Origin of the sequence: Burkholderia sp. lig30 (assembly GCF_000687455.2) — a bacterium.
Taxonomy (GTDB): Bacteria; Pseudomonadota; Gammaproteobacteria; order Burkholderiales; family Burkholderiaceae; genus Burkholderia.
Map to the genome: position 1 here is coordinate 1 of NZ_JGVW01000068.1, position 21,258 is coordinate 21,258.

The following is a 21,258-nucleotide window of genomic DNA, read 5'->3' on the forward strand; positions in this document are numbered from 1 at the left end:
AACGCGACCTGCCCGGGCAGGCGACGTTTGCGTATTTTGCGGCACACCCCGGACGCACAGATTGCACGAATGACCGAATTCCCTGTAGAATTATCCGTTCTGCGGGCGTCGTATAATGGCCATTACCTCAGCTTCCCAAGCTGATGACGTGGGTTCGATTCCCATCGCCCGCTCCACTTTCTTCAGGCTGCCTCGCAGCCGCGCGCAAGCCGCCTCGTCGAAGGCGGCTTTTTTGTACCGGGCGCCGCATCGCGCGCCGCCCCGGCCGCGCGGCATGCGACACGCGCACCGGGCTCTCGCCCGCAACCGAGCCTTTCTGTCACCGATGATGCACGATCCGAACGAAGCCGGCCTGCCGCCGCACGACGACGCAAGCCCTGACGAAGCCGCCGCCGGCAACGACGATGTCAATCCGCTGCACCACCGCCGCATCCGCAGCTTCGTCACCCGCGCCGGCCGCGTATCGACCGGCCAGCGCCGCGCGCTCGACGATCTCGGCCCGCGCTTCGTCGTGCCCTACGCACCGGAAGCACCCGACTGGCAAGCGGTGTTCGGCCGCCAGGCGCCGCGCATCCTCGAAATCGGCTTCGGCATGGGCGCGTCGACCGCGGAAATCGCCGCGCACCGTCCCGGCGACGACTTCCTCGGCGTCGAAGTGCACGAGCCGGGCGTCGGCGCGCTGCTGAAGCTGATCGGCGAGCAGGATCTCACCAACATCCGCATCATCCAGCACGACGCGGTCGAAGTGATCGAGCACATGCTCGCGCCAGAAAGCCTCGACGGCGTGCACATCTTCTTCCCCGATCCGTGGCACAAGGCGCGCCATCACAAGCGCCGGCTGATCCAGCCGCCGCTTGTCGCGCTGCTCGCATCGCGCCTGAAGCCCGGCGCATACCTGCACTGCGCGACCGACTGGCAGAACTATGCGGAACAGATGCTGGAGGTGCTCGGCGCCGATCCGTCGCTCGAGAACACCGCCGACGGCTATGCGCCCCGCCCCGATTACCGGCCGGTCACGAAGTTCGAGCGGCGCGGCCTGCGGCTCGGCCACGGCGTCTGGGATCTCGTTTTCCGGAAGCGCGCCGGCTGAACGCCGCGCAACGGCGCCCGACGCAACGGCGGCCGGCAACACGGCCGCCCCGTCCCGAGCCTGTTCACGCCAATGACAGACAAAAACACAACGGCCCGACCGGCATCCCTCTGCCGATCGGGCCGTCTGCTTTTCCGCACCGGGCTGCGCCCGCTCCACCTCAACCCCAGTCCAGCCAGCCGCTGTACCCGACGAGCAGCACGAGCAGGCCGAACCCGATCCGGTACCACGCGAACACGGTGAAATCGTGCGCGGCGACGTAGCGCAGCAGCCAGCGCACGCACCCGAACGCGCTGACGAACGCCGCCGCCAGCCCGAGCCCGAACAGCCCGAGCGAATCGACCGAGAACGCATGCCAGTCCTTGACCGTCTCGTAGAGCGTCGCACCGAAGATGATCGGAATCGCCAGGAAGAACGAGAATTCGGTCGCGACGCGCCGCTCCAGCCCGAACAGCATGCCGCCGATAATCGTCGAGCCGGAGCGCGACATGCCCGGAATCAGCGCGAAGCACTGCGCGAGGCCGACTTTCAGCGCGTCGGCGGGCGTCAGCGCATCGATCGACTGCACGCGTGGCGGCTCGCCGCCCTCGCGCTGCCGCGCCTCCGCCCACAGGATCACCGCGCCGCCCGCGACGAGCGCGAACGCCACCGGCACCGGCGAAAACAGCACCGCCTTGATCTTCTTCTCCAACAGCAGCCCGAGCGCGACCGCGGGAATCGTCGCGATCACCACGTTGAGCGCGAAGCGCCGCGCATCCGGGCGGCTCGGCAGGCCGGTCACGACCGACGCGATCCTGCGGCGGTATTCCCAGCACACCGCGAGGATCGCGCCGAACTGGATCACGACGTCGAAAGTCTTCTCGTGCGCATCGTTGAAATCCAGCAAACTGCCCGCGACGATCAAATGGCCGGTGCTCGACACCGGCAGGAACTCCGTCAGGCCCTCGACGACGCCGAGGATCAATGCCTTGCAGATCAGTATCCAGTCCATCCGTGGCCCAGTTTCGAAGTGGTCGGAAATGGGCCGCATACGTGCCGCGGCCCGCCCGGCCGCGCGCGGCGCGACGTCATTTCTCGACGATCGCCACGCGTATGCCGTTTGTAAGGATGGTGATTGTACCGGGTTCGTAATTCACGCCGGCGAATTGAAGCTGTTCCGGCTTGAACGTGTAGACCGGGTAGTCGGTCAGCAACTGGGTGGCGATCATGCCAGCCGCCGCGCCGACCTGCTGCGCGAACGCCTGCGCGTCGCCGTCAAGGGTCAGGCCGTCGACCGACGGCGACTTCAGCACGACGGAGCGGCTCGGTGCGTCGTACGCGAGCTGGCCGGACACGGTGAACTTGCCGGTCACCGGCGCGCGCAGGAACGGGCTCGCGAAATGCGCGTCGAGTTGCACCGCGACGCGGTTCTGCTCCGGCTGCAGGCCGACGACCGGATTCGCGAGCGCGACGTCGACGAACTGCGCGACGGTCTTCTGATACGGGAACTTGCGCCCGACCGCCTTTTGCACGTCGCCGCGCGAGAACGTGTAGTGATCGGGGATGAACGGGAACGTCGACGCGCATGCGCCGAGCGAGACGGCGACGCCGGCAGCGGCGGCGCAGGTGACGAGAAAGCGGCGCCGGCTGAGCGTGCGACGGATGGTCATGCGGATTCTCCTGCGAACGGGCGCGACGGTTGCGTCGCGGTTTCGAGCCGGGTGAGCCACGCGAGCGCGTCGGCGCGCGACGCGCCGCACATCGGCTGCTGCGGCTGCAGCCCCGAGCAGCACGCGGGACGCTCGGGCCGGCCGAAGATCAGGCAGCGCAGGTCGTCGCCGAGCTGCGCGCAGCGCACGCCGGCGGGCTTGCCGCCGGGCATGCCCGGGATCGGGCTGGAAATCGACGGCGCGATGCAGCACGCGCCGCACCCTTCGCGGCACGCGTGCGGCGACGGTTCGCCGCCCGACGCCCGCTGGGCAAGCTTTTCTTCAGACACTCGACTCTCTCGAACGGATCGCGGCACCGCACACCGCGTCCGGCCGCCGCACCCGCATTGTGCCATCGCCGGCTGCGACGTTATTACACAATCCATAACAATCGGCCATTTATATACTCGAAAGTATCTAGAAAACGCGCGAGCCCGCGATGACCTCTGCCGACACCCTGTTCCGCCCCGATCTCCTCGCGAAATACAGCACGAACGGGCCGCGCTATACGTCGTATCCGACGGCCCTGCAGTTCACCGACCAGTTCGATCCGGCCGATTACGTCCGCGCGGCGGTCGATCCGGGCGCGTCGTCGAGCGAGCTGTCCCTGTACTTCCACATCCCGTTCTGCGCCACCGCGTGCTTCTACTGCGGCTGCAACAAGATCGCAACCAGCAACAAAAGTCGCGCGCGCCCGTACCTGGAGCAGCTCAAGCGCGAGATGAAGCTGCAGGCGTCGCTGTTCGACCCGGCGCGCACGGTCACGCAGCTGCACTGGGGCGGCGGCACGCCGACCTTCCTGTCCGACGACGAGACAGCCGAGCTGATGGCGGCGACCCGCGAGCACTTCTCGCTCGCGCCCGACGCCGAAGCCGAGTTTTCGATCGAGATCGATCCGCGCACGGTCACGCCGGCCACGCTCGGCCACCTGCGCACGCTCGGCTTCAACCGGCTGAGCCTCGGCGTGCAGGATTTCGATCCGGTCGTGCAGCAGGCGATCAACCGCATCCAGCCGCTCGAAATGACTGCCGACCTGTTGAGCGCGGCGCGCACGACCGGCTATCAGTCGATCAGCGTCGACCTGATCTACGGCCTGCCGCACCAGACGGTGGCGGGCTTCGGCCGCACGCTCGAGAAGATCGTCGAGCTCGCGCCGGACCGGCTGTCGGTGTTCGGCTACGCGCACATGCCGCACCTGTTCAAGATGCAGCGGCAGATCGACGACGCGACGCTGCCGCCGCCCGCGACCCGCCTCGCGCTGCTCGGCCTCGCGATCGAGACGCTCACCGCGGCGGGCTACGTGTACATCGGCATGGACCATTTCGCGCGGCCGACCGACGAGCTGGTGCGCGCGCAGCGCAACGGCACGCTGCAGCGCAACTTCCAGGGCTACAGCACGCGCGCGGACACCGACCTGATCGGCATCGGCGTGTCGTCGATCGGCAAGATCGGCGATGTCTACGCGCAGAACGAGAAGGATCTGCCCGCGTACGGCGCGGCGCTCGATTCGCACCGGCTGCCGATCGCGCGCGGCGTGCGGCTCACCGCCGAGGACCGGCTGCGCCGCGACGTCATCACGCAGCTGATGTGCAACCTCGAGCTGCCGTTCTCGCATTTCGACGCGGCCTACGGCATCCGCTTCGCCGATCACTTCGCACGCGAGCTGGAAACGCTGCGCGAATTCGAGCGCGACGCGCTGCTGACGGTGTCGGGCGACCGCCTCACGATCCACCCGGCGGGCCGGATGTTCGTGCGCAACATCGCGATGGTGTTCGACGCGTACCTCGCCGGCGCGCAGCAGCGCTACTCGCGCACCGTCTGAGCCGCGCCCGGCCGCGCAGGCCGGGGCGGTTGTTGGTACAGTGTCGCCTTGAGCCTCCCTGCCGGATCCGCACGATGCGCACCACCAAAGCGACCCACGCGGTCGAACGCCTGAAGACCCGCTCCGGCAACCCGCACTTCGCAGCGGTCGCAATGCCGGGCGGCCTGTTCTATCTGGTCGACCGCTCAAGCGGCACCGCGGACAAGCGCTGCGACCCGCTGCCGCTCGACGATTTCGTCGCATTCGTCGACGGCTTCGGGCCGAAGAAACCCCGCAAGGCCAGCAAGCTCGACCTCGCATTCGAGGCGCAGATCAAGAACAGCAAGCGATAAGGTGCTTTGCAGGCTTCCCGAAGGCATCCCGCGTGCCCCGTTTGATACAATTGGAAAGTTTTTCTATCCATCGCTGACGGCCGATCCGGCTGCATGACTACCATGAATATCGAACAAGCGCGTTTCAACATGATCGAACAGCAGATCCGTCCGTGGGACGTGCTGGATCAGGAGGTCCTCGGCCTGCTGTCGGTCGTCAAGCGTGAGAATTTCGTGCCGGCCGCGTACCGCGACCTGGCGTTCGCCGATCTGGAACTGCCGCTGCCGGGCGGCCACAAGATGATGTTCCCGCGCGTCGAGGCCCGCATCCTGCAGGAACTCGCGGTGAAGAAGCACGAAAGCGTGCTCGAGATCGGCACGGGCGCAGGCTACATGGCTGCGCTGCTCGCACATCGCGGCCATCACGTCACGACGGTCGAGATCGATCCGGCGCTGGCGAAGCTGGCTGAAGAGAACCTGCGCAACAACGGCCTGACGAACGTCGAAGTCGCGATCGGCGACGGTTCGCGCGGCTGGCCGGCGAAGGCGCCGTACGACGTGATCTGCATGTCGGGCGGCCTGCCCGTCGTGCCGCAGGAACTGCTCGAGCAGCTGAAGATCGGCGGCCGTCTCGCGGCGTTCGTCGGCGGCCGTCCGGTGATGAAGGCGCAGATCATCACGCGCATCGACGAGAAGCAATACCGCGTCGCCGACGTGTTCGAAACCTACGTCGACCATCTGGTCAACGCGATCGAGCCGTCGCGCTTCACGTTCTGAGAGCGGCACGATGCAGATCCTGACCGCCGCGATGCTCGCGGCATGGCTCGCTGACGGAAACCGCCCCGCGCCCGTCGTGCTCGACGTGCGCGAGCCGTGGGAAGTCGACACCGCGAAGATCGCGGGCAGCGTATCGATTCCGATGCAGCAGATCCCCGCGCGCAGCGAGGAGCTCGACGACGACGCGGAAATCGTCTGCGTGTGCCATCACGGCATGCGCAGCGCGCAGGTCGCGATGTTCCTCGAATCGCGCGGCTTCACGAAGCTCTACAACCTGCAGGGCGGCATCGACGCGTGGTCGCGCGACGTCGATCCGTCGGTTCCGCGTTACTGAGCCTCGGCAGCCGCACCTCGCCGGCCTGCCACACCTGACCCGCCACACGGGCGCGCGATGCGCGCCCGTTCCCGGCTCCCGCGTTACTCCGTTTCCTTCAGCACGTCGGCAACCGTCGAGAACAGCTCGACGATCTGCGCCTCCTCGACGATGAGCGGCGGCGAGAACGCCAGGATGTCGCCGGTATAGCGCACCATCACCCCTTTCTGGAAGCACTTGACGAACGCGTCGTACGCGCGCGCGCCCGGCTTGCCGTCGCGCGGCTTCAGCTCGACGCCACCGACGAGGCCGAGGTTGCGCACGTCGATCACGTGCCGCGCGTCCTTCAGCTTGTGGATCTCGCGCTCGAACACGGGCGCCATCTGCGCCGCGCGCGCGAACAGCTGCTCGCGCTCGTACAGGTCGATCGTCGCGCAGGCCGCCGCCGCCGCGAGCGGGTGGCCGGAATACGTATAGCCGTGGAACAGCTCGATGCCGGCCGGCGCACCGTCGACGATCGCGTCGTGGATCGCGCCGCTCGCCGCGACCGCGCCCATCGGCGCCGCCGCGTTGTTGGTGCCCTTCGCCATCGTCAGCAGATCCGGCGTGACGTTGAAGAACTGCGCGGCGAACGGCGCGCCGAGCCGCCCCCAGCCGGTGATCACCTCGTCGAAGATCAGCAGGATGCCGTAGCGGTCGCATAGCGCGCGCAGGCGTTCGAGATAGCCCTTCGGCGGGATCAGCACGCCCGTCGAGCCGGCGATCGGCTCGACGATCACCGCCGCGATCGTCGATGCGTCGTGAAGCGCGACGAGCCGCTCCAGCTCGTCGGCAAGATGCGCGCCCCATGCAGGCTGGCCCTTCGAGAAGGCGGCTTCCTTCAGGTTCAGCGTATGCGGCAGATGATCGACCGACGGCAGCAGCGCGCCGGAAAACGCCTTGCGGTTCGGCGCGATCCCGCCGACCGAGATGCCGCCGAAGCCGACGCCGTGATAGCCGCGCTCGCGGCCGATGAAGCGCGTGCGCTGCCCTTCGCCGCGCGCGCGGTGATACGCGAGCGCGATCTTCAGCGCGGTGTCGACCGCTTCCGAGCCGGAATTCGTGAAGAAGATGTGCTTGAGGTCGCCCGGCGTATGGCGGGCGATCTGCGTGGCCGCCTCGAACGCCACCGGATGCCCCATCTGGAAGGTCGGCGCGAAATCCATTTCGCCGGCCTGCGCGCGCACCGCGGCGACGATCTCGTCGCGTCCATGCCCGGCGTTCACGCACCAGAGGCCCGCGGTGCCGTCGAGAATGCGCCGGCCGTCGTGCGACGTGTAGTACATCCCCTTCGCGGCGACCAGCAGGCGCGGCGCCTCCTTGAACTGGCGATTGGCGGTAAACGGCATCCAGAAGGCGGACAGGTCGGGCGTGCTTGCTTCGTGCGGGCTCATGGCGGGCTCCTCGGAACGAACGGTCGACGCGGCGGTGCGGCGGTGCGGCGGTGCGGCGGTGCGGCGGTGCGGCATCGTAGAGCGCAAGTCGAATACCGAGTGTAGGCACCGCAACGGGGATGCACAACCGTGCACCACGGTGCCCCCGATACTGCACCGCAACGGACCATGTGCGCCGCACGCCGCGCCGCACGCACCGCCGCTCTGCCCGTGCCGGCACGCGTCGGCGACGATTGCCGCGCAACTGGCACATGCCTTGCGTAACCCCTTCCGGTCCGCGCCGTTTCGGCGCACTCATCCAACAACGTCAAGGGGAACTCGATGAATCGTCGCAGTCTGTTGAAGTTCGGATCGATGGCCGGCGCGCTCGCGCTCGCGGGCAAGACCCCGTTCGCCCGCGCCGCGGACGCCGGCACCGGCCCGATCAAGGTCGGCATTCTGCATTCGCTGTCCGGCACGATGGCGATCTCCGAGACGTCGCTGAAGGACACGGCGCTGATGACCATCGCCGACATCAACCGCAACGGCGGGGTGATGGGCCGCAAGATCGAGCCGGTCGTCGTCGATCCCGCGTCGAACTGGCCGCTGTTCGCCGAAAAGGCGCGCCAGCTGCTGACCCAGGACAAGGTCGCATGCGTGTTCGGCTGCTGGACCTCGGTGTCGCGCAAGTCGGTGCTGCCCGTCTTCGAGGAACTGAACGGCCTGCTCTACTACCCGGTGCAGTACGAAGGCGAGGAAATGTCGCGCAACGTGTTCTACACGGGCGCCGCGCCGAACCAGCAGGCGATCCCGGCCGTCGAGTACCTGATGAGCGCGGAAGGCGGCGGCGCGAAGCGCTTTTTCCTGCTCGGCACCGACTACGTGTATCCGCGCACGACCAACAAGATCCTGCGCGCGTTCCTCAAGTCGAAGGGCGTGAAGGATGCCGACATTCAGGAGGTCTACACGCCGTTCGGCCACAGCGATTACCAGACCATCGTCGCGAACATCAAGAACTTCGCGCAGGGCGGCAAGACCACCGTGATCTCGACGATCAACGGCGATTCGAACGTGCCGTTCTACAAGGAGCTCGGCAACCAGGGGATCAAGGCGACCGACGTGCCCGTCGTCGCGTTCTCGGTCGGCGAGGAGGAGCTGCGCGGCATCGACACCCGGCCGCTCGTCGGGCATCTCGCCGCCTGGAACTACTTCATGTCGGTGAAGAGTCCGGCCAACACGAAATTCAAGGAGCAGTTCGCCGCGTGGGTGAAGGCGAACAACCTGCCCGGCGGCGCGAAGCGCGTCACCAACGACCCGATGGAGGCGACCTTCGTCGGCATCCATATGTGGAAGCAGGCGGTCGAGAAGGCGAAGAGCACCGACGTCGACAAGGTGCGCGCCGCGATGATCGGCCAGAGCGTCGCCGCGCCGTCGGGCTTCACGCTGACGATGGACGGCAACCACCATCTGCACAAGCCGGTGATGATCGGCGAGATCCGCGGCGACGGGCAGTTCAACGTCGTGTGGAAGACCAAAACCGCGGTCCGCGCGCAGCCGTGGAGCCCGTTCATCGCGGGCAACCAGGGCAAGCCGGACATCGTCAGCTCGATCCCGGCGTTCCTGCGCCGCTCGCGCGCGGCGCTCGTCTGACGGCCGGGGGCCGTTCGCCCGCGGACGCCGCGCGACGTGCGGCGTCCTTCCCGCGCGCGGTGCGCCGCGCGCCCTTCCCGCCCGCGAGGATCGATCGATGCCCAAGCCCTTTCGCCGCGCCGCCGTCATGCTCGCCACGTGCTGCGCGCTGGCCGGCCTCGCGCCGCCCGCCTTCGCGCTGACGGCCGCCGACACCGCCGCGCTTGCCGGCGACGATTTCGACGCGAAACTCGCCGCGGTCGGGCGGCTCGCCGCCGTCGGCGACGCGCCGTCGGTCGCGTTGCTCGACGCGCTGTCGAGCGGCGATGCGCTCGCCGCCGCCAACGGCCGCCTGCTGATCCAGACCGGCGACACCGCGCGCGATGCGCTGACGCAGGCGCCCGTGCCGGCCGGCGACGCGCAGCCGGTGATGCTGAACAACCTGTTGCGCGCGAAGATCGCCACCGCGCTGTCCGGCCTCGCGCTCGCGTCGCCCGACCCCGCCGCGCGGCGCGACGCGATCGACGCGCTGCTGAAGTCGCCCGATCCGGCGCTCCAGCCGATGATCGACCGGGCCCGCGCGAAGGAAACCGACCCGGCCCTCAAGCGCCGCCTCGACGCGCTGTGGGCGATCGCCGCGCTGCACGATCCCGATCCGGCGAAGCGGCTCGACGCGGTGCGCGTCGTCGCCGCGCGCGACGACCTCGACATGATCGAGCAGCTGCGCCCGCTCGTCGCGAAGAATGCCGACGGCAGCTTCGCGGAAACCGATCCGCGTGTGCGCGATGCGGCGCAGCGCGGACTCGACGCGCTCCATGCGCTGCAGCGGCGCGGCGAGATCGCCGGCACGCTGTTCGCGGGGCTGTCGCTCGGCAGCGTGCTGCTGCTCGCCGCGCTCGGCCTCGCGATCACCTACGGGCTGATCGGCGTGATCAACATGGCGCACGGCGAGTTCCTGATGATCGGCGCCTACGCGACCTACGTCGTGCAGACGCTGTTCCAGCGCTACGCGAGCGGCGCGTTCGACTGGTACCCGCTCATCGCGATTCCCGCGTCGTTCGCCGCGGCCGCGCTGGTCGGCGCGGTGCTCGAACGACTCGTGCTGCGCCATCTGTACGGCCGGCCACTCGAAACGCTGCTCGCGACGTTCGGCGTCAGCCTGATCCTGATCCAGGCGACGCGGATGCTGTTCGGCGCGCAGAACGTGCAGGTCGTCAACCCGTCGTGGATGAGCGGCGGCGTGACCGTAATGCAGAACCTGATCCTGCCGTACAACCGGCTCGCGATCCTCGCGTTCGCGCTCGCCGTCGTCGGCATCGCGTGGGCCGTGCTGACGAAGACGCGCCTCGGCCTGTTCGTGCGCGCGGTCACGCAGAACCGGCAGATGGCCGCGTGCGTCGGCGTGAAGACCGCGCGGGTCGACGCGTATGCGTTCGCGTTCGGCGCGGGCATCGCCGGCCTCGGCGGCTGCGCGCTGTCGCAGATCGGCAACGTCGGCCCGGATCTCGGCCAGAACTACATCATCGATTCGTTCATGGCGGTCGTGCTCGGCGGCGTCGGCCAGCTCGCCGGCACGGTGCTCGGCGGCTTCGGTCTCGGGCTCGCCAGCAAGGCGATCGAGCCGTTCTGGGGCGCAGTGCTCGCGAAGATCGCGGTGCTCGCGATGATCGTGCTGTTCATCCAGAAACGCCCGCAGGGCATGTTCGCCCTGAAGGGGCGCAGCGCGGAGGCCTGACATGACTTCGATCACCGATTCGCTGTCGAACGCCGCGGCCGCGAAACCGCCGTCGCCCGCCGCCGCGAGCGCGGCCGGCGGCTTCGCGCTCGGCCTGCCGCCCCGCCCCGCGCTGCTGTCGCGCCGCGCGTGGCTCGCGCTCGTCGCGCTGTGCGTCGCGATCGGCGTCGGCGTGCCGCTCGCCGCGCTCGTCGCGCCCGAATCGAGCGCGTTCCACCTGTCCGCGTATGCGATGACGCTCGCCGGCAAGCTGATGTGCTACGCGATCGCCGCGCTTGCGCTCGACCTCGTGTGGGGCTACTGCGGCATCCTGAGCCTCGGCCACGGCCTGTTCTTCGCGCTCGGCGGCTACGCGATCGGCATGTACCTGATGCGCGAGATCGGCCGTGACGGCAAGTACGGCAGCGACCTGCCCGACTTCATGGTGTTCCTCGACTGGCACCAGTTGCCGTGGTACTGGCACGGCACCCAGCATCTCGCCTATGCGCTCGCGCTGGTCGTGCTCGCGCCCGCCGCGCTCGCGTGGGTGTTCGGCTTCTTCACGTTCCGTTCGCGCGTGAAGGGCGTGTATCTGTCGATCATCACGCAGGCGATGACGTTCGCGGCGATGCTGCTGTTCTACCGCAACGAGACCGGCTTCGGCGGCAACAACGGCTTCACCGACTTCAAGCGCATCGCGGGTTTTCCGGTCACGTCGCCGGGCACGCGCACGGTGCTGTTCCTGCTGACCTTCGCGACGCTCGTGCTCGCGTTCGTCGCCGCCCGCGCGATCGTCACGAGCAAGCTCGGGCGCGTCGTCACCGCGGTGCGCGACGGCGAGACCCGGCTGATGTTCCTCGGCTACGGCCCGCTCGCGTACAAGCTGTTCGTGTGGACCGTGTCCGCCGCGCTGTGCGGGATCGCGGGCGCGCTGTACGTGCCGCAGGTCGGCATCATCAACCCGGGCGAGATGTCGCCGGGCAACTCGATCGAGATGGCGATCTGGGTCGCCGTCGGCGGACGCGGCACGCTGATCGGGCCGATCGTCGGCGCGTTCGCGGTCAACGGCGCGAAGAGCTTCTTCACCGCGTACTTCGCCGAATACTGGCTGTTCTTCCTCGGCCTGATCTTCGTGCTGGTGCCGCTGCTGCTGCCGCGCGGGATCATGGGTCTCGTCGACGCCGCGCTTGCCCGGGGGAAACGCGCATGAACGGAACCGCGCTCTATCACTTCGTATATCCGGGCGACGAGGAGCGGCTCGCCGAAGCGTTCTCGGTCAGCGGCACCGCCGCGATGTCGCGCGTCGTCACGCCCGGCATCGACACGTCGCACGGCACGATTCTCTATCTGGAGGACATCGAGGTCAGCTTCGACGGCTTTCGCGCGCTGAACAAGCTGTCGCTGTCGATCGACGCGGGCGAGCTGCGCTGCGTGATCGGCCCGAACGGCGCGGGCAAGACGACGATGATGGACGTGATCACCGGCAAGACGCGCCCCGATGCGGGCAAGGTGTTCCTCGGCCAGACCATCGACCTGTCGCGGATGCGCGAGCCGGAGATCGCGCGCGCGGGCATCGGCCGCAAGTTCCAGAAGCCGACCGTGTTCGAGCAGCATCCGGTGTGGGAGAACCTCGAACTCGCGATGCAGACCGACAAGGGCTGGCTCGCGTCGCTGCGCGCGCGGCTCGACCGCGCCGCGCAGGCGAAGATCGAGGAGACGCTCGCGCTGATCGGCCTCGACGCGCATGCGTTTCGTGCGGCGGGGGAACTGTCGCACGGCCAGAAGCAGCGCCTCGAGATCGGCATGCTGCTGATGCAGCGCCCGGCGCTGCTGCTGCTCGACGAGCCGGCGGCCGGGATGACCGATCACGAGACGATGGAGCTCGCCGAGCTGCTGAACGCGCTGCGCGGCACCTGCTCGATGATGGTGGTCGAGCACGACATGGAATTCGTCGCGGCGCTCGCGGGCGACACCGGGCGCGTGACGGTGATGGCCGAAGGCGCGGTGCTCGCGCACGGCACGCTCGATCAGGTCAAGCGCGACGACGCGGTGATCGAGTCTTATCTCGGACGATGATGCGATGCTGAAGATCGACGCGTTGAACCAGTATTACGGTGGCAGCCATATCCTGCGCAACGTGAGCCTCGCCGCCGACGACGGCAAGCTCACGGTGCTGCTCGGCCGCAACGGCGTCGGCAAGACGACGCTGCTGCGCTGCCTGATGGGCGTCGTCGCCGCGAAGAGCGGCACGGTGTCGTGGCGCGGTACCACGCTCGGCGCGATGCCGCCGTATGCGCGCGTCGCGGCGGGGCTCGCGTACGTGCCGCAGGGCCGCGACATCTTTCCGCGGCTGACCGTGGAGGAGAACCTGCTCGTCGGCGCGGCGAGCCGGAAGGCGCCGTCGAAAGTGCCCGACCGGATCTACGCGCTGTTCCCGGTGCTGAAGGACATGCGCGCGCGGCGCGGCGGCGACCTGTCGGGTGGCCAGCAGCAGCAGCTCGCGATCGGCCGCGCGCTGATGAGCGAGCCGCAGCTGCTGATCCTCGACGAGCCGACCGAGGGCATCCAGCCGTCGATCATCCAGGACATCGGCCGCACGCTCAGGCAGCTCGTCGACGAATCGAAGATGACGGTGCTTCTGGTCGAACAGTATTACGATTTCGCGCGCTCGATCGCGGATCGCTACTGGGTGATGAGCCGCGGCGAGATCGTCGCGGGCGGCGACGCGCAGCACATGGAGCGCGACGGCGTGCGCGAGTTGATCGCGGTGTAGCCGAAAGGAGCCGGACTTCCCGTCCGCCTTGCCCGGCGCGCTTCGTCCGCGAGCGTTCGCCCGTTGCTCGAGCGCTCGCGAATCGAGGGGGGAGGCACCACAACGCGCCCCCGATCGGGAGCTCGACGTAGCGCTCCGAAACGCGCTCATTCTGTGAGAATTTCAAAGAAATCAATCATTTCAGCATTTGTTGAAACCGTCAATTTCAATGAAAGTCTTGACGGATTTCACTGCATCAACCATATTCAACAAATGCTGAAACTCGACTCCCCAATGAACGAGACCGGACTCCAGAGCCGTACGGCACTGGAGCAACTTCTTTCGCGGGTGCCGATCATCGAGGTCGATGAGGTACGAGTCGAGCAGCCTGCCGGCGACCGCAACATCGACCTCGTCGTGCAGATTCGGACGGCCGGGCAGCCGTATCGACTCCTGTGCGAAGTGCTGCCGAACGGGCAGCCGCGCTATGTCAGTCATGCGCTGCTGAAGTTACGCGACTACCAGACAAACGTTGCGCCGGACATGGTGCCGATCCTCATTGCCCCTTATTTCTCTCCGGGTACGCGAGCGATCTGCCAGCAAAGCAACGTCGGCTATCTCGATCTCGAGGGAAATGCATCGATTTCGTTTGGCGGCGTTTTCATCGATCGTCAGGTTGCCGACCATCCTGCGGCAGAGCGCCGGGAACTCAGGTCCTTGTTCAAACCGAAGTCGGCGCAGGTGCTTCGCGCGATGCTGCGCGAGCCGCGCCGAACCTGGCGTGTCGCGGAACTGGCGAACGCAACCGGCGTAAGCCTCGGCCACGTCAGCAACGTGCGTACCGGGCTACTGGACCGCGAATGGGCAGAAACCGGCCGCGACGGACTCCACCTGACACAGCCGGATGCGCTGCTCGACGCGTGGCGCGACAGCTACGACGCACCCGCGGGCGAACGAAAGCTGTTCTATACGGCGCTGCACGGCAGTGCCTTGGAACATGCCGCGAGAAATGCGCTGGGCGCGCACGATACGGCGACGCGCCACGCAGCGTTCGCGTCATTTTCGGCGGCCGCCTGGATTGCGCCGTATGGCCGAACCGCCACCCAGTATTTCTATGCGACCGAGGCAGGACTCGACGCACTCAAGGCGGCGCTGAACCTGATGCCTGTCTCGAACGGCGAAAACGTCGTGATCACGCTTCCCAAAGACGACGGCTTGCTGCGGGATACGATCGAACCGGCGCCGGGCGCCATTTGCACCAGCCTCGTCCAGACGTATCTCGATCTCGCCCTCGCCGGCGAACGTGGAATGGAAGCCGCCCGGCATTTACGCGAGGAAAGGATGAGATGGCAGGCATAGTTCCGCAAGATCCCCAGTCCGCAACCGATTACGACGATCGCACCACCGCCGCGGTGAAATCCGTGCTGATCGAGATCGGCCAGATTCTCGGCAGCTTCCGCGGCAAGTTCGCGGTCGTCGGTGGCGCCGTGCCCTGGCTGCTGCTCGATAACGACGAGATGCGTCACGTGGGCACGATCGACGTCGACCTGAGTCTCGATGCCGAAGCGCTGGCCGAAAGGGAATATGCGAGCCTTGTGGCAGCCCTGATGGGAAACGGCTACCGGCAACGAGAAGGCCTGCGACGCTTCCAGCTCGTCCGTCGGGTCCAGACGAACGATAGGGGATCGCCAATCGACGTCATCGTCGATTTCCTGATGCCTCGCCACGCCGAAATCGAACGGAACATTCCCCCGCTGCTCGATAATTTCGCGGTTCAGCGGGCAGACGGTGCCGATCTTGCGACGCGCTTCCATCAAATGACGGCGATCTCCGGATCGATGCCGAACGGCGGCACGAACAAGGTGGAAATCGCGGTGTGCTCCATTCCCGCGTTGCTCGCGATGAAGGGCTACGCGTTGAACGGCCGGCTCAAGCAAAAGGACGCGTACGACGTCTATTTTTGCGTGCGCAATTATCCGGACGGCATCCCGGCCCTGGCAGACGCTTGCCGCCCGCTTCTCGAACTTGAAAGCGGTGCAATCGGGTTTGGACACATTGCCGAGAAATTCGATGTGCCGGACGGCTTCGGCCCGACTTCCGTCAGACGCTTTGTCGAGGACTCACGGATTCTGGGGGAGCGCACGCCCGAACAATGGCAACGAGACGCGTATGGGCAAGTGGACGCATTGTTGCGAGAACTCGGGTTGCGCGGATAGGCATGAATAAGCGCGCCAACTCCCCCATTCAATCGATGTCCGCCCCAAATCCCCACGCCTCGCTCACGCGCGCCGCCAACCCCGCCCCCAAATCCTGGCACGCCCGCCTCGAACTCGGCTTCGACACGCAACACGCGCGCACGACGCTTCGCCACCGGCTGCACGAAGGCCCGTTGCGCGTGCAGCGCCCGCTCTACCCGGAAGGCGACGCGATCTGCCATGCGGTGATCGTCCACCCGCCCGGCGGCGTCGCAGGCGGCGACCGGCTCGACATCGGCATCGCGCTCGGCGACGGCGCGCACGCCGTGTTGACGACGCCCGGCGCTACCAAGTGGTACAAGTCGAACGGCCTCGACGCCGCACAGTGCATCGACATCAAGCTCGGCGACGGCGCGAAGCTCGACTGGCTGCCCCAGAACAACCTGTTCTTCGACGCCGCGCACGCGTCGCTGGATTTCACGCTGACGCTCGGCGCGGGCGCGAGCGCACTCGGCTGGGACGCGACGCAGCTCGGCCGCGTGGCGGCCGGCGAAGCATGGTCGGCGGGCCGCATCGCGTCGACGTCGGCGATCGTCGACGCGCACGGGCGGCCGCTCTGGGCCGAGCGCGCCCGGCTCGACGCGCACGACACGCTGCGCGGCGCGTTGCAGGGGCTCGGCGGCTTCCCCGTCTACGGCACGCTGTGGGCGGCCGGCGCCGCGTGCGACGGCGCGCTCGCCGAGGCGCTCGCGGAACGGATGCCGTTCGACGACACGCTGCGCGCGGGCGTCACCTGCGTCGCGCCCGGCGTGCTGCTCGTGCGCGCGCTCGCCACGTCGATGGAAGACCTGCAGCGGTTTTTCGTCCAGTGCTGGCTGCACCTGCGCCCGATCGTGCACGGTGTCGCGCCGCACCCGCTGCGGCTCTGGCAGACCTGAACGCGCACCACCGCGAGGCATCGCGCACCGGGCCGTGCGCCGCACGCACCACGACGATGCACCCATGCGCGCGGCACGCGCATGGCACATGCCTTGCTGCATCGTTCGCACCCGTCACGCGGCCGCCGGCGCGGTGCTACGATGACCGCGCACCGGTCCGGCCGCGCGAGCGGCACGGAACGAACCCGACGCTTTCCTGAACGATCGCCCACATGAAGCTCACGCCACGAGAAAAAGACAAGCTGCTGATCTTCACCGCCGCGCTGCTCGCCGAACGGCGCCGCGCGCGCGGCCTGAAGCTCAACTACCCGGAAGCGGTCGCATTCATCACCGCCGCGCTGATGGAAGCGGCGCGCGACGGCAAGACCGTCGCCGAAGTGATGCACTACGGCACCACGCTGCTGACCCGCGACGACGTGATGGACGGCGTGCCGGAGATGATTCCGGACATCCAGGTCGAGGCGACCTTCCCGGACGGCACCAAGCTCGTCACGGTCCACCATCCGATTCCGTAAGGAGAACGCGATGATCCCCGGCGAAATCCTCACCGACGACGGCGAGCTCGAACTGAACGCGGGCCGCGCGACGCTCACGCTGACGGTCGCGAACACCGGCGACCGCCCGGTGCAGGTCGGCTCGCACTACCACTTCCACGAAGTCAACGACGCGCTGTCGTTCGACCGCGCGGCCGCGCGCGGCTTCCGGCTCAACATCGCGGCCGGCACGGCCGTGCGCTTCGAGCCGGGCCAGACGCGCACCGTCGAGCTGGTCGCGCTGGCCGGCGCACGCGCCGTCTACGGTTTTCAGGGCAAGGTGATGGGGCCGCTCTGAGCGCCCCGGTCTTCAGGAATCCACACATGACACTACGCTTGAGCCGCCGTGCATACGCGGAAATGTTCGGCCCGACGACGGGCGACCGCATCCGTCTCGCCGATACCGAGCTCCTGATCGAGATCGAACGCGACTGCACGATCTACGGCGAGGAAGTGAAATTCGGCGGCGGCAAGGTGATCCGCGACGGCATGGGCCAGTCGCAGCGCGTCGCCGCCGAGGTCGCGGACACCGTCGTCACGAACGCGGTGATCCTCGATCACTGGGGCATCGTGAAGGCCGACATCGCGATCAAGCACGGCCGGATCGCCGCGATCGGCAAGGCCGGCAACCCCGACATCCAGCCGGGCGTGACGATCGCGATCGGCGCGGCGACCGAGGTGATCGCCGGCGAGGGCCTGATCGTGACGGCCGGCGGCATCGACACGCACATCCACTTCATCAGCCCGCAGCAGATCGACGAGGCACTCGCGTCCGGCGTCACGACGATGATCGGCGGCGGCACCGGGCCGGCCACCGGCACCAACGCGACGACCTGCACGCCCGGCCCGTGGCACCTGGAGCGGATGCTGCAGGCGGCCGACGGCTGGCCGGTCAACCTCGGCTTTCTCGGCAAGGGCAATGCGAGCCTGCCGCAGCCGTTGACCGAGCAGATCGCCGCCGGCGCGATCGGCCTCAAGCTGCACGAGGACTGGGGCACGACGCCCGCCGCGATCGACGCCTGCCTGTCGGTCGCGGACGACACCGACACGCAGGTCGCGATCCACACCGATACGCTGAACGAAGCCGGCTTCGTCGAATCGACGGTCGCCGCGTTCAAGGGCCGCACGATCCACACGTACCACACCGAGGGCGCGGGCGGCGGCCACGCGCCGGACATCCTGAAGGTGTGCGGCGAGGCGAACGTGCTGCCGTCGTCGACCAACCCGACGCGGCCCTACACGATCAACACGCTCGACGAGCACCTCGACATGCTGATGGTGTGCCATCACCTCGATCCGTCGATCGCCGAGGATCTCGCGTTCGCCGAATCGCGGATCCGCCGCGAGACGATCGCCGCCGAGGACATCCTGCACGATCTCGGCGCGCTGTCGATGCTGTCGTCCGATTCGCAGGCGATGGGCCGCGTCGGCGAGGTGATCATCCGCACCTGGCAGACCGCGCACAAGATGAAGGTGCAGCGCGGCGCGCTGCCCGGCGACAGCGCGCGCCACGACAACTTCCGCGCGAAGCGCTACGTCGCGAAATACACGATCAACCCGGCCATCACGCACGGCATCGCGCACGAAGTCGGCTCGATCGAGCCGGGCAAATGGGCGGACCTGGTGCTGTGGGAGCCGGCGTTCTTCGGCGTCAAGCCCGCGATGATCGTCAAGGGCGGCATGATCGCGATGGCGCAGATGGGCGACCCGAACGCGTCGATCCCGACGCCACAGCCCGTCCACTACCGCGAGATGTTCGCGACCCGCGGCGGCGCGCTCGCGCGCACGTCGCTGACCTTCGTGTCGCAGATGGCCGCCGACGCGGACATCGCCGGGCGCTACGGCCTCGCGAAGCGGATCGTGCCGGTGCGCAACTGCCGCCACGTGACCAAGGCCGACATGATCCACAACGCGTGGCGGCCGGCGATCAGCGTCGATCCGGAAACCTACGACGTGATCGCCGACGGCCAGCTGCTCACCTGCGAGCCGGCCTCGGTGCTGCCGATGGCGCAGCGCTATTTCCTGTTCTGACCTGACGATTTCCGACTCATGCGCACGATCGACAAACGCATCGCCCCGAACGTAAAACTCGCCGCGTCGCTCGTCGCGCGCGCGCCGACGCTCACGCTGACCTACGACGCGCGCCGCCGCAGCCGGCTCGCGGCGACGCTCGACAGCGGCGAGGACGTCGCGCTCGTGCTGCCGCGCGGCACGGTGCTCGCCGACGGCGACGTGCTGGTCGCCGACGACGGCGCGCTCGTGCGGGTCGTCGCCGCGCCCGAAACCGTGCTGCTGGTACGCGCGCCCGATCCGCTGACGTTCACGCGCGCCGCCTATCACCTCGGCAACCGCCACACGCCGGTCGAGATCGGCGACGGCTACCTGAAGCTCGAAACCGACCCGGTGCTCGCCGACATGCTGCGGCGGCTCGGCGCGCAGGTCGAAACGGTGGACGCGACGTTCCAGCCGGAAGCCGGTGCGTATGGCGGCGGCCACCGGCACGGCCACGACGCAACGTTCGCCGAGGACTACGCACTGGCGCAGCAGGTATTCGACGAGCACCACGGCGACTCGCACTCGCACTCGCACGATCACGATCACGATCACGATCACGATCACGATCACGATCACGATCACGATCACGATCATCAGCATGGTCCGGGATGCGGACACGGCCATGAACACCACTGAACTCGTCGCGCTGCTGCACCTCGCGTCGCCCGCGCTGCCGATCGGCGCGTTCAGCTACTCGCAAGGGCTCGAGGCGGCGCTCGACGCCGGCCTGATCCGCGACGCCGACACCGCGCGCGACTGGATCGGAAGCGGCCTGTCCGATGTGCTCGCGCGGGGCGAGCTGCCGTTTCTCGCGCACCAGCTCGAGCGCTGGCGAGCCCAGGACGCCGACGCGCTCGCATACGAGAACGCGTGGTTCCTCGCAAGCCGCGAATCGGCCGAGCTGCGCCGCGAGACCGAGCAGATGGGCTGGTCGCTCGCGCAGCTCTGCACATCGCTCGAATGGGGCGACGCCGCGCGCCGCGCGACGCTGTCGGCGCTGCGGCCAGTCGCGCTGCCGACCGCGTTCGCGTATGCGGCGGTCGCGCACGACGCGAGCGCCGACGCGACGCTCGCCGCCTACGCGTTCGGCTGGGTCGAAAACCAGACCGCCGCCGCGTTGAAGGCCGTGCCGCTCGGCCAGCTCGCCGGCCAGAAGATCATCGTCGCGCTGCGCGGCGCGATCGACGCGGCCGTGCGCCGCGCGCTCGCGACGCCGCCCGATCGCATCAACACGTTCGCGCCGCAACTCGGCATCCTGTCCGCGCGGCACGAAACCCAATACTCGCGGTTGTTCCGCTCCTGACTTCGACACGACTCTCCATGAACGCACCGCTCTCCCCGCCCGCCCGCCGCACGAAGAAACTGCCGCCGCTGCGCGTCGGCATCGGCGGCCCGGTCGGCTCCGGCAAGACCACGCTGCTCGAAATGCTCTGCAAGGCGATGCGCGGCCACTACGACCTCGTCGCAATCACCAACGACATCTACACGAAGGAAGACCAGCGCCTGCTGACGGTGGCGGGCGCGCTGCCCGAGGGACGGATCATGGGTGTCGAGACGGGCGGCTGCCCGCACACCGCGATCCGCGAGGACGCGTCGATCAACCTCGAGGCGGTCGACCGGATGCTTGCGCGCTTTCCCGACGCGGACATCGTGTTCATCGAATCCGGCGGCGACAACCTCGCGGCGACGTTCAGCCCCGAGCTGTCGGACCTGACGATCTACGTGATCGACGTTGCGGGCGGCGAGAAGATTCCGCGCAAGGGCGGCCCGGGCATCACGAAATCCGACCTGCTGGTGATCAACAAGACCGATCTCGCGCCGCTCGTCGGCGCGAACCTCGACGTGATGGCGTCCGATACGAAGAAGATGCGCGGCGAGCGGCCTTACGTGATGACGAACCTGAAGGCGCTCGAAGGCGTCGCAGACGTCGTCGCGTTCATCGAAAAGAAGGGATTGTTGACGGTTTGAATAAGTGTCCAGGCAGAACGACATAGCATTTGCGCACGCAAGAGCGAGCCCGCTGCCGAAA

General features: G+C 67.9%; 23 protein-coding genes and 1 tRNA gene. 20 read left to right on the forward strand and 4 right to left on the reverse strand.

Annotation, left to right across the window (positions count from 1 at the left end; genetic code table 11):
- Nucleotides 1-101 precede the first annotated feature (101 nt).
- Together LIG30_RS09610 and trmB are read left to right on the forward strand one after the other, a co-directional pair.
- Nucleotides 102-176: transfer RNA gene (locus LIG30_RS09610), tRNA-Gly, on the forward strand.
- Between the two features lie 149 nt (nt 177-325).
- Nucleotides 326-1,090 (forward strand): tRNA (guanosine(46)-N7)-methyltransferase TrmB, encoded by a 765-nt coding sequence (gene trmB / locus LIG30_RS09615; RefSeq protein WP_038711638.1) that lies wholly within the window; start codon nt 326-328, stop codon nt 1,088-1,090.
- A gap of 160 nt (nt 1,091-1,250) precedes the next feature.
- Here trmB and LIG30_RS09620 read toward each other — a convergent pair whose 3' ends face one another.
- The 3 genes from LIG30_RS09620 to LIG30_RS09630 form a co-directional block, all read right to left on the reverse strand.
- Nucleotides 1,251-2,081: an undecaprenyl-diphosphate phosphatase gene (locus LIG30_RS09620; protein WP_038711639.1), complete on the reverse strand. Its 831-nt coding sequence runs from the start codon at nt 2,079-2,081 to the stop codon at nt 1,251-1,253.
- Between the two features lie 76 nt (nt 2,082-2,157).
- Complete coding sequence (locus LIG30_RS09625) at nt 2,158-2,739, reverse strand: DUF1439 domain-containing protein (RefSeq protein WP_038711642.1); 582 nt, start codon at nt 2,737-2,739, stop codon at nt 2,158-2,160.
- Complete coding sequence (locus tag LIG30_RS09630; RefSeq protein ID WP_038711644.1) at nt 2,736-3,068, reverse strand: YkgJ family cysteine cluster protein; 333 nt, start codon at nt 3,066-3,068, stop codon at nt 2,736-2,738. Before LIG30_RS09630 ends, LIG30_RS09625 begins: the two co-directional genes overlap by 4 nt.
- Before the next feature lie 149 nt (nt 3,069-3,217).
- Between LIG30_RS09630 and hemN the strand changes: the two genes are divergently transcribed.
- The 4 genes from hemN to LIG30_RS09650 all read left to right on the forward strand — a co-directional run bounded on the left by hemN (nt 3,218) and on the right by LIG30_RS09650 (nt 6,022).
- Complete coding sequence (gene hemN, locus LIG30_RS09635; protein ID WP_038711645.1) at nt 3,218-4,600, forward strand: oxygen-independent coproporphyrinogen III oxidase; 1,383 nt, start codon at nt 3,218-3,220, stop codon at nt 4,598-4,600.
- Nucleotides 4,601-4,674: 74 nt separating this feature from the next.
- A complete protein-coding gene (locus LIG30_RS09640) occupies nt 4,675-4,932 on the forward strand; it encodes a hypothetical protein (protein ID WP_038711647.1) in 258 nt (85 codons plus the stop codon).
- 102 nt (nt 4,933-5,034) lie between these two features.
- Nucleotides 5,035-5,688 carry a protein-L-isoaspartate O-methyltransferase family protein gene (locus tag LIG30_RS09645; protein ID WP_038711648.1) on the forward strand — a complete coding sequence of 218 codons (654 nt, stop codon included), beginning with the start codon at nt 5,035-5,037 and terminating at the stop codon, nt 5,686-5,688.
- Nucleotides 5,689-5,698: 10 nt separating this feature from the next.
- Complete coding sequence (locus LIG30_RS09650; RefSeq protein ID WP_038711649.1) at nt 5,699-6,022, forward strand: rhodanese-like domain-containing protein; 324 nt, start codon at nt 5,699-5,701, stop codon at nt 6,020-6,022.
- Between the two features lie 83 nt (nt 6,023-6,105).
- Here LIG30_RS09650 and LIG30_RS09655 read toward each other — a convergent pair whose 3' ends face one another.
- A complete protein-coding gene (locus LIG30_RS09655) occupies nt 6,106-7,434 on the reverse strand; it encodes an aspartate aminotransferase family protein (RefSeq protein WP_038711728.1) in 1,329 nt (442 codons plus the stop codon).
- A 321-nt stretch (nt 7,435-7,755) separates the two neighbouring features.
- On the opposite strand from LIG30_RS09655, the gene urtA reads away from it, so the two are divergent.
- From urtA to ureG, 14 genes are all read left to right on the forward strand, one after another.
- The gene (gene urtA / locus LIG30_RS09660; RefSeq protein ID WP_038711651.1) at nt 7,756-9,063 is read left to right on the forward strand and encodes an urea ABC transporter substrate-binding protein; all 1,308 of its coding nucleotides are present in this window, start codon (nt 7,756-7,758) and stop codon (nt 9,061-9,063) included.
- A gap of 97 nt (nt 9,064-9,160) precedes the next feature.
- Nucleotides 9,161-10,777: an urea ABC transporter permease subunit UrtB gene (gene urtB / locus LIG30_RS09665; protein WP_083493975.1), complete on the forward strand. Its 1,617-nt coding sequence runs from the start codon at nt 9,161-9,163 to the stop codon at nt 10,775-10,777.
- A 1-nt stretch (nt 10,778) separates the two neighbouring features.
- Nucleotides 10,779-11,966 carry an urea ABC transporter permease subunit UrtC gene (gene urtC, locus LIG30_RS09670; protein ID WP_038711654.1) on the forward strand — a complete coding sequence of 396 codons (1,188 nt, stop codon included), beginning with the start codon at nt 10,779-10,781 and terminating at the stop codon, nt 11,964-11,966.
- The gene (gene urtD, locus LIG30_RS09675) at nt 11,963-12,832 is read left to right on the forward strand and encodes an urea ABC transporter ATP-binding protein UrtD (protein ID WP_038711656.1); all 870 of its coding nucleotides are present in this window, start codon (nt 11,963-11,965) and stop codon (nt 12,830-12,832) included. The genes urtC and urtD overlap by 4 nt, the downstream gene beginning before the upstream one ends.
- A gap of 4 nt (nt 12,833-12,836) precedes the next feature.
- Nucleotides 12,837-13,529 carry an urea ABC transporter ATP-binding subunit UrtE gene (gene urtE, locus LIG30_RS09680; RefSeq protein ID WP_038711657.1) on the forward strand — a complete coding sequence of 231 codons (693 nt, stop codon included), beginning with the start codon at nt 12,837-12,839 and terminating at the stop codon, nt 13,527-13,529.
- Between the two features lie 252 nt (nt 13,530-13,781).
- Nucleotides 13,782-14,867 (forward strand): type IV toxin-antitoxin system AbiEi family antitoxin, encoded by a 1,086-nt coding sequence (locus tag LIG30_RS09685; RefSeq protein ID WP_038711659.1) that lies wholly within the window; start codon nt 13,782-13,784, stop codon nt 14,865-14,867.
- On the forward strand, nt 14,855-15,724 hold the full coding sequence (locus tag LIG30_RS09690; RefSeq protein WP_038711660.1) for a nucleotidyl transferase AbiEii/AbiGii toxin family protein: 870 nt from the start codon (nt 14,855-14,857) through the stop codon (nt 15,722-15,724). The genes LIG30_RS09685 and LIG30_RS09690 overlap by 13 nt, the downstream gene beginning before the upstream one ends.
- Nucleotides 15,725-15,759: 35 nt before the next feature.
- On the forward strand, nt 15,760-16,641 hold the full coding sequence (locus tag LIG30_RS09695) for an urease accessory protein UreD (protein ID WP_038711662.1): 882 nt from the start codon (nt 15,760-15,762) through the stop codon (nt 16,639-16,641).
- A 212-nt stretch (nt 16,642-16,853) separates the two neighbouring features.
- Nucleotides 16,854-17,156 (forward strand): urease subunit gamma, encoded by a 303-nt coding sequence (gene ureA / locus LIG30_RS09700; protein WP_006406310.1) that lies wholly within the window; start codon nt 16,854-16,856, stop codon nt 17,154-17,156.
- A 10-nt stretch (nt 17,157-17,166) separates the two neighbouring features.
- Nucleotides 17,167-17,472 (forward strand): urease subunit beta, encoded by a 306-nt coding sequence (locus tag LIG30_RS09705; RefSeq protein ID WP_038711665.1) that lies wholly within the window; start codon nt 17,167-17,169, stop codon nt 17,470-17,472.
- 26 nt (nt 17,473-17,498) lie between these two features.
- Nucleotides 17,499-19,205: an urease subunit alpha gene (ureC, locus tag LIG30_RS09710; protein ID WP_038711666.1), complete on the forward strand. Its 1,707-nt coding sequence runs from the start codon at nt 17,499-17,501 to the stop codon at nt 19,203-19,205.
- Between the two features lie 18 nt (nt 19,206-19,223).
- The gene (ureE, locus tag LIG30_RS09715) at nt 19,224-19,865 is read left to right on the forward strand and encodes an urease accessory protein UreE (protein WP_038711668.1); all 642 of its coding nucleotides are present in this window, start codon (nt 19,224-19,226) and stop codon (nt 19,863-19,865) included.
- Nucleotides 19,852-20,532, forward strand: a complete 681-nt coding sequence (locus tag LIG30_RS09720; RefSeq protein ID WP_038711669.1) for an urease accessory protein UreF — start codon at nt 19,852-19,854, stop codon at nt 20,530-20,532. Before ureE ends, LIG30_RS09720 begins: the two co-directional genes overlap by 14 nt.
- A 17-nt stretch (nt 20,533-20,549) precedes the next feature.
- Complete coding sequence (gene ureG / locus LIG30_RS09725; RefSeq protein ID WP_038711671.1) at nt 20,550-21,197, forward strand: urease accessory protein UreG; 648 nt, start codon at nt 20,550-20,552, stop codon at nt 21,195-21,197.
- Nucleotides 21,198-21,258 lie beyond the last annotated feature (61 nt).